Annotated in this window: 8 protein-coding genes; 4 read left to right on the top strand and 4 right to left on the bottom strand. The window is 63.3% G+C overall.

The features are described 5' to 3' along the window. Positions 1-271: 271 nt before the first annotated feature. Positions 272-472, top strand: a complete 201-nt coding sequence (locus R3280_RS15135) for a DUF3096 domain-containing protein (RefSeq protein ID WP_318999447.1) — start codon at positions 272-274, stop codon at positions 470-472. Positions 473-493: 21 nt separating this feature from the next. Here R3280_RS15135 and R3280_RS15140 read toward each other — a convergent pair whose 3' ends face one another. The 3 genes from R3280_RS15140 to R3280_RS15150 all read right to left on the bottom strand — a co-directional run bounded on the left by R3280_RS15140 (position 494) and on the right by R3280_RS15150 (position 2,924). After that, positions 494-901, bottom strand: coding sequence for a DUF3775 domain-containing protein (locus R3280_RS15140; RefSeq protein WP_318999448.1), 408 nt, complete (start codon positions 899-901; stop codon positions 494-496). 114 nt (positions 902-1,015) lie between these two features. Continuing rightward, positions 1,016-1,822, bottom strand: coding sequence for a DUF1338 domain-containing protein (locus R3280_RS15145; RefSeq protein WP_318999449.1), 807 nt, complete (start codon positions 1,820-1,822; stop codon positions 1,016-1,018). Continuing rightward, positions 1,809-2,924: an arginine N-succinyltransferase gene (locus R3280_RS15150; protein WP_318999450.1), complete on the bottom strand. Its 1,116-nt coding sequence runs from the start codon at positions 2,922-2,924 to the stop codon at positions 1,809-1,811. The genes R3280_RS15145 and R3280_RS15150 overlap by 14 nt, the downstream gene beginning before the upstream one ends. A gap of 130 nt (positions 2,925-3,054) precedes the next feature. Here R3280_RS15150 and R3280_RS15155 point away from each other — a divergent pair, with 130 nt between their 5' ends. Next, entirely contained in the window at positions 3,055-3,483 is a 429-nt protein-coding gene (locus R3280_RS15155; protein ID WP_318999454.1) for an Lrp/AsnC family transcriptional regulator, read from the top strand. 97 nt (positions 3,484-3,580) lie between these two features. Continuing rightward, complete coding sequence (gene gabT, locus R3280_RS15160; RefSeq protein WP_318999451.1) at positions 3,581-4,855, top strand: 4-aminobutyrate--2-oxoglutarate transaminase; 1,275 nt, start codon at positions 3,581-3,583, stop codon at positions 4,853-4,855. A gap of 70 nt (positions 4,856-4,925) precedes the next feature. Here the strand turns inward: gabT and R3280_RS15165 are convergent, their stop codons facing one another. Then, a complete protein-coding gene (locus tag R3280_RS15165; RefSeq protein ID WP_318999452.1) occupies positions 4,926-5,324 on the bottom strand; it encodes a DUF2721 domain-containing protein in 399 nt (132 codons plus the stop codon). Between the two features lie 436 nt (positions 5,325-5,760). Between R3280_RS15165 and R3280_RS15170 the strand changes: the two genes are divergently transcribed. After that, a partial coding sequence (locus tag R3280_RS15170) for a diguanylate cyclase domain-containing protein (RefSeq protein WP_318999453.1) occupies positions 5,761-7,241 on the top strand: 1,481 nt, incomplete at its 3' end.

Raw genomic sequence — 7,241 nt, forward strand, 5'->3', positions numbered from 1 at the left:
CGCAGGCGGCAGGGCTTGCGCAGGACCAGCCAAAGCGCCAGTCGGCTGGCTGTCACATGGCGCAGCAAAGGACCCGCCAGGATCGGGCTGGGGCCATTGTCGGCCGGGTCCGGCGAGTTCTGGGCGGTGGAGTCGGTCACGTCCTGAAGCAGCCTTACGTCACTGGGAATGGTTCAAACATACCCGTTTTTGTGGCCGCGGCGAAGGGAGGCGCCTGCCTGTTACCGGGTCAATGGTTGATACTGGCGGCCTCGACCGCAGGAATAGTGCTATGGCCGGCGCAAAACCCGAGTGGCCGGCCCATGTCACGATACCGAAGGAGGACACCATGACCCTGCATCTGGAACTTGCGCCGCTGATTTCCCTGATTTCCGGCATCGCCATTCTGGCCTTTCCCCGGCTGCTCAACTACATCGTGGCCGGCTATCTGATTGTCATGGGTGTGCTGGGCCTGGTGGGCCATGGCTTTTGAGCGCAGGCCCGCTGATTGACGCTAGCGCGGGCTGAGAAAGTTGCTGTCCTGGCAACTGTGCCCGTGCAGGTCGAGGCCCGCCAACAGGTGGTCCGCCAGCATCGGGTGGATCAGCAGGTAATCGGCGGTTTCCGGGGACCAGCGCTCCTGGGCCTCGGCGATCGCGGCGTTCCATTCCTCCAGGGTGAAGTCTCCCCGGCCCAGCCACAGCAGGGCCACCACTTCCTGCTGCTGGTCCGGCTCAAGGTCCTTGACCAGTTCCCGGAACTCATCGGTGCTGGGATTGTCGGCGTGGTCCGCCAGCATCTGCTGGGCCCAGTCGTCGGCGGGGCTGTTGGGCGGTTCGGGAATGCTGACCGGCTCCTGCACATGAATGGCCTGTGCCAGCTCGACCAGACGGCATACGATTTCGGCATTGACGTTAAGCATGGGGCCTCCTGTCGCCGGGAATTCTTTCAACGTCCTGAAGGATCTGTGGGAGTGCCACCGGCGGATTTCAACATCAGGACCGCCGGTGGCATCGGACTGGCAGAGGCGCGGACGCTATCGTCCGGCGTGGGTACTCTCGAAGATCTTGTCGGCGGAGGCGGGCACGAAGCCGCTGTAGAGCTCGCCGTTGGCCTGGGGGTAGCGCAGGGCGAACTCGTAGAAGCAGCTTGGAATGGTGGCGGTGCGGTCGGCAAATCGCACCTCCACCCGGTCCGCCATGGTGGAGGACTGCTCCAGCAGGTCATCCGGCGAGCCCTTGATTTCGCCGCCGGAGCTGTTGATGGCAAAGCCATGCTCCTTAAGGACCCGGTTGACCTCCGAGATGCTGTCGAAATTCTCCAGGGCGTTGACGCTGACCGTGAAGTGGTTGGCCCGGAAGCCCCAGGCCGCCATCCAGGCGGCGTATTCACTTTCTGCCAGCAGTTGCTGGTAAGTGTCGTAATCCACCTGCCAGTGGGTGCCGGAGTAGAGGAAGTCATCCGCCGTGACCGCGCTCTGGGGCACCTGCTCCACCAGGCCTTGAACAACGGTCTGGAGGGCGTCGGAGAACTCCTCCACCAGCAGTTCGGAGATGAAGACCTTGGGCGCGGAGGGGTCGGTGTGCTCGAAATGCCGGGCGTAGAGCTTCTTTGCCTCGAAGTGGTACTCGCCGCCCTGGCGGTAGCCCAGGGTCAGAAAGTGCTCGGCCAGCTTGTCCAGGTTGACCTTGCCCAGGTTGAAGGTGCGCAGGGCAATGTGGTCGTTGATGATGGTCTGGCCCTGGGTTTCCCCCAGGATCGCGCGAATCTTCTGGGCGGAGGGGGTCACCTCCAGGTAGTTCCGCCAGAGTGCCTCGAACAGTGTGTGCCTATCGGAATGCATGCCTGACCTCCTCTGCCTGGTCGTTTGGGTGCAGCCGCTGCGGTTGCCACGGCGCCTGTCGGGTGGCGGCCAGCGGCACGACCCGGGCGGTGCCGCCGTCCTCCACTTGCAGGCGATCCGCCAGCGCCTGGGGTAGTTGTAGCAGGTTGGCGCCCGGCAGGTAAGTCGCTTCATCGGTGACCAGGGCCCGGAAGCCATCGCAGCGGCTGTTGCAGACGGCGTAAAGCGTCGGGGACGGAGTCTGGCCGATGCGGGCCAGGCCCGGGCGTCCCGCACTGCTGGTGCGGACCCAACAGGGGGTCGACTCCGCCACGCTGCGGATCTGCGCCAGCCTTGCCTCTACCGTTGGGCCGGCGTCGAACAGATCGACAAAGCCGGTGTGGCGGAAGTTCTCATCCTCCAGCAGGCGCAGGGCCGGCCGGGTCCGGGGGTGGACCTGGCCGATCACCGCCCGGGCCGATGCCGGCATCGACCGGATGGGCAGGGGGCCGGTGGGCAGGTGCTCAGTGACGAAACGGCAGTCGCCCGCGCCCATCCGGCGGGTGACGGTCTCGAAGTCCAGATCGATGAACCGCGGCCGCAGCCAGTCCCAGAAGGGTGAGCGGCCGGCCTCGTTGACCCCCCGCATTTCGGCAATCACCCGTTCGGCAAATCGTTGCGGGTGCTGGGCCATGAACAGGAAACGCACCCGGGACAACAGTTTGCCGGCATTCTGGCGGCGAAACTGCGGCCGCAGAAACAGGGTGCAGATTTCCGAACAGCCGGTGTAGGCCCGGCTTGCGGTCAACACCTCCTGCCGCAGGCCGGGCCGGTCTGCCAGGGCCGGCTGGCGCTGGAAGTGATAGAGCGGCTGCTGCCGGCCCACTGCGGCCTCGATGCCTGTCACCCCCATGATGTCGCCGGTTTGATGATCCTCCAGCACGAACAGGTAGCCCTCATCTCCGGGGCTGCTGACCGGGCGCCGGAAGCTTGCCTCGGAGCGCGCGATGCGGCGGGCCAGCGCGTCGCGATCGCCCGCCAGGGAGGTAAAGCCGGGGCCGGACTCCTGGGCCATCCGCTCGAGAATGGGCAGATCCTGGCTGGTGATGGGTCTGATGAACATAGCAAGCTCCGCTGCGGTGCTGTGGTTGCCGGGCATGACTGTATTTTCCGGGTCCTGGCTGTCAATATGCAGCTGTGAAGTGACCTATCCGTAAACGAAAATGGTTAAAGTGACCAGATAAATGAGCACAGTGATCAATTCCCAGGACCGGCGCCTGCTGATGTTGCTGCGCCAGAACGCCCGCGCCAGCGTTTCCGACCTGGCCCGGGCCCTGAATCTGTCCAGGACCACGGTGCAGAACCGCCTGCAGCGGCTGGAGGCCAACGGCATCATCCGGGGCTATACCGTGGTGCTGGGTGGCGATTACGCCGCCAATCAGGTGGAGGCCCATGTCTCCATCAAGGTGATCCAGAAGCTCACCGCGCGAACCAACACGGCGCTGGAGCGCATCAGCCAGGTCGCCCAGCTGTATTCGGTGAGCGGTGAATACGACCTGCTGGCGATCGTGCAGGCCCAGTCCCTGGAGGAGCTGAGCGCGGTGCTGGACGACATCGGCAACCTGGACGGGGTGGAGCGCACCAACTCGGCCGTGGTGCTGGAAACCCGTTTCCGCCGATGATGCGCCGGGGTCCCGGGGAAGGCGGTCATTGGAAAATCAGGTCGCGAAGCGCCATACTAGTTTTCTAATTTGTGACGCCGTACCAATGGAGGACAGGATGAGCAACAAAGAGTTGCAGGCACTGAAAGAGCGCTACGTCGCTGCTGGTGCAGCCAGCCCCAATGAGCAGTTCGCCGATTACGCCAAGAATGCCGAGGTGTGGGACGCGGACGGCAAGCGGATGATCGATTTCGCCGGCGGTATCGGTGTTCTCAACCTGGGCCATCGTCATCCCAAGGTGGTGGAGGCGGTCAAGGCCCAGCTCGACAAGGTCATGCACACCTGTCAGACGGTCATGCCCTACGAGGGCTATGTCAAGCTGGCGGAGAAGCTCAGCCACATCGTCCCGGTGCGGGGTCATGCCAAGGTGATGCTGGCCAATTCCGGCGCCGAGGCGCTGGAAAACGCGGTCAAGATCGCCCGCGCTGCCACCGGCCGAACCAACGTCATCTGCTTTGACGGCGGCTATCACGGTCGTACGTTCATGACCATGGCGATGAACGGCAAGGTCAATCCCTACCAGACCGATTTCGGGCCCATGCCCGGTACGGTTTTCCGCGCTCCCTATCCGGTGCCCTACCACGGTGTCAGCGAGGACGAGGCGCTGCGGGGCCTGAAAATGGCGCTCAAGACCGACGCCAACCCCAAGGACACTGCAGCGGTGGTGATCGAGCCGGTGCTGGGTGAGGGTGGTTTCTACCCGGCGCCCGCCAGCTTCCTGAAAGCCATCCGCGACATCTGCGACGAGCACGGCATGCTGATGATCTGCGACGAGGTCCAGAGTGGCTTCGGCCGCACCGGCAAGATGTTTGCCATCGAGCACAGTGGTGTTGAGCCGGACATGATGACCATGGCCAAGAGCATGGCCGATGGCATGCCGATCTCCGCCATTGTGGGCACCGACAAGCACATGGACGCCTCCGGTCCCAATTCTCTGGGCGGCACCTACACAGGCAGCCCGGTTTCCTGTGCGGCGGCGCTGGCAGCGATCCAGGCCTTCGAGGAAGAGGATATTCTGTCCCGCAGCCAGGCTCTGGGGGAGACACTGAAGAAGCGGTTCCATCAGTGGCAGGAAAAGTACGCGTTCCTTGACAACGTCCGCAACCTGGGGCCGATGGCTGCCTTCGAGTTCGTCAAGGACAAGGACAGTCGGGAGCCCCGGGCCGATCTGGCGGCTGCGCTCACGAAGAAGTGCAAGGAAAAGGGCCTGATCCTGCTGAGCTGTGGCATGTACGCCAACTCCATCCGCTTCCTGATGCCGGTCACCATCGAGGACGAGGTGCTGGAAGAGGGTCTCAAGATCATCGAAGAATCCTTGGATGAGCTGTCCTGATCACTCCAAAAGCCTGATAAAAAACCGCGACGCCGTCGCGGTTTTTTATGGCTGCCAACCTCGCCCGAAATCATTTTGACTGGCGCCGCTCCTCGAAATCCTCCAGTTCCACATTGATGGCGTCGGTGGACAGGACAATTTCCCACAGCGAGTAAAGCAGCGACAGCGACAGCAGCAACAGGCTGACCCCGAAGCACACCACGCCGAACGTCTGCCAGCCCAGAAACAGCGCGAACATCGACAGGGTGCAGCCAAAGAAACTCAGCACGCCCGCTGCCTGCATGCGCTTGGTCAGCAGGATGCGCTTGCGCAACATGTGAATCTGACGGGCGACAATCTCGTGGTCTTTCTCCCCCTCCATTTCCTTGAGCCGGCGAATCAGCTGGGCCAGCACCACGAACCGGTTGGTGTAGGCCAGCAGAAGCAGGGAAATGGCGGGAAACAGCAGCGCAGGTGTGGTGAGGGTCAAGGGCAGGTCCTTCTAGGAGAGTCGATTCGGTCGCCGCAGGGCTTGCCGGCGGTTATTCCAAGTGTACGTTTAAACGGGGGATTTGAGCCAATGCCCGGCTCGGCCCGCGCTTGCCGGTGCCGACTTACGTTGAACTGTCCGCCACCCTGTGCCAGATTGATGGAGGGTGCATTGAAACAGTGATGTGAAGTCGGTCTTAAAGTGAACGCTGCTCAAGGCGAGCAGTCTGGATTGCGTACAAAGTCTTGCCGCATGGGATCTCCGCCGATAATTGCGGTGCGCACAAAAACAAGTATTCAATATAAAACTTAACGACACTGGCGAATCAGGATCGAGCGTGCGGGTAGGGGTCAGACCGGTTCCACCCGGGCTCCGGAGAGTCCAGTCGTCCCGGTGGCTCCCTCACGCAAGCTCGACAACGCCAAGCAGGGACACAATGGCAAACATACTGTTGATGGTGAGTCATCCAGGCAACCGACGGGTCCTCACCGAGGCTCTGCCCCACCACCGGTTGCTGGACCCGGACGATGACGATCAGCCGCCGGACGAGGTTGACCTGGTGATCGTCGATTTCAATCGCCTTCGCCAGGAGCGCGAGCGGCTGCAGACCTTGCGCCGAAGCCAAGCGCCGACGCTGGTACCGGTGCTTCTGATGTTGCGGGAAGGCCAGCTGGGCCGAACCCGCCACATGCTGGGTGAGGAAGTGGACGACGTGGTGTTCACGCCGGTACTTAGTGCCGAACTGCTGGCCCGGTTGCGCAACCTCAACCGTCTGCGGCAACTGTCCAAAAGCCAGCACGAGCGCTACCTGGCGTCGGAACACCGGTTGCACCGCATCGATCGCGCCTATCGGATCCTGGCGGCCTGCAATGACGCAGTGATTCACGCATCCGAGCGGCAGGAGCTGCTCGAACAGGTGCTTGCCAGCGTGGTGGACCCGAAGGGCTATCTTCTGGCCTGGGTGGGCTGGGAGTCGCCTGACGGGTCCGACACCCTGGATATCAAGGCGGTTCGAGGGGGTGACCAGATTGATCCGCCACAGTGGGTGACCAGTCCGTCGGCATCGGACTCCGCCATGGTGGCGACCGCGCTCAAGGCCATCCGCCAGCGCCGGGCGATCCTGCTCAAGGGCCCGGATACCCGTCACTGCCCCTTTGCCCGCACGCTGGCGGCAGAGGCACTGTTGGCCATACCTCTGTTCCTGGACAATGGTCATCACGGGGTGCTGGTTATCTATTCCTCCCAGGCAACGGCTTTCCGGGATGACGAGATTGGCCTGCTACAGAAACTGGCGGACAACCTGGCCCATGGCCTGTCTGCCCTGACCACCCGGCAGCGGCTCGAGGAGCAGCGGGCGCTGGCCCAGCGCCGGGCCTATCGGGACTCCCTCACCGAGCTGCCCAACCGGCAGTACGTCAAGGAGGAGCTGGCCAAGCTGGATTCGGAAGCGGAACGGCACCAGCGCTGCGCCGCCCTGCTGTTCGTGGATCTGGATGGCTTCAAGCGCATCAATGACAGTCTGGGCCACGCGGTGGGGGACCGTTTGCTGAAGCTGGTGGCCGGGCGGTTGACCCAGATTGCCCGGGGCGAGGACTTCGTCGCCCGCCTGGGTGGCGACGAGTTCGTGTTCCTGATCCATGGCGAAGTGACCGGTGCGGATAACCCGGACCGGCAGCAGGCCGCGGCCGAGGAGCTGGCCCATGCTGCCTCGCTGCTGGCGGAGCGCCTGATCAGGGGCTTCAGGGAGCCGTTCATCGATGGCTCCCATGAGCACCGTCTGGGCGCCAGCGTGGGGATCAGCCTGTTCCCCGCCGACACCCGCTTTGCCAGCGACCTGATCAACTGGGCAGACATGGCGATGTACAAGGCCAAATCCAACGGGGGCGACCAGTTCCAGTTCTACTCGCCTTCCCTGAC

The organism is Marinobacter sp. (assembly GCF_033722195.1).
GTDB lineage: Bacteria > Pseudomonadota > Gammaproteobacteria > Pseudomonadales > Oleiphilaceae > Marinobacter.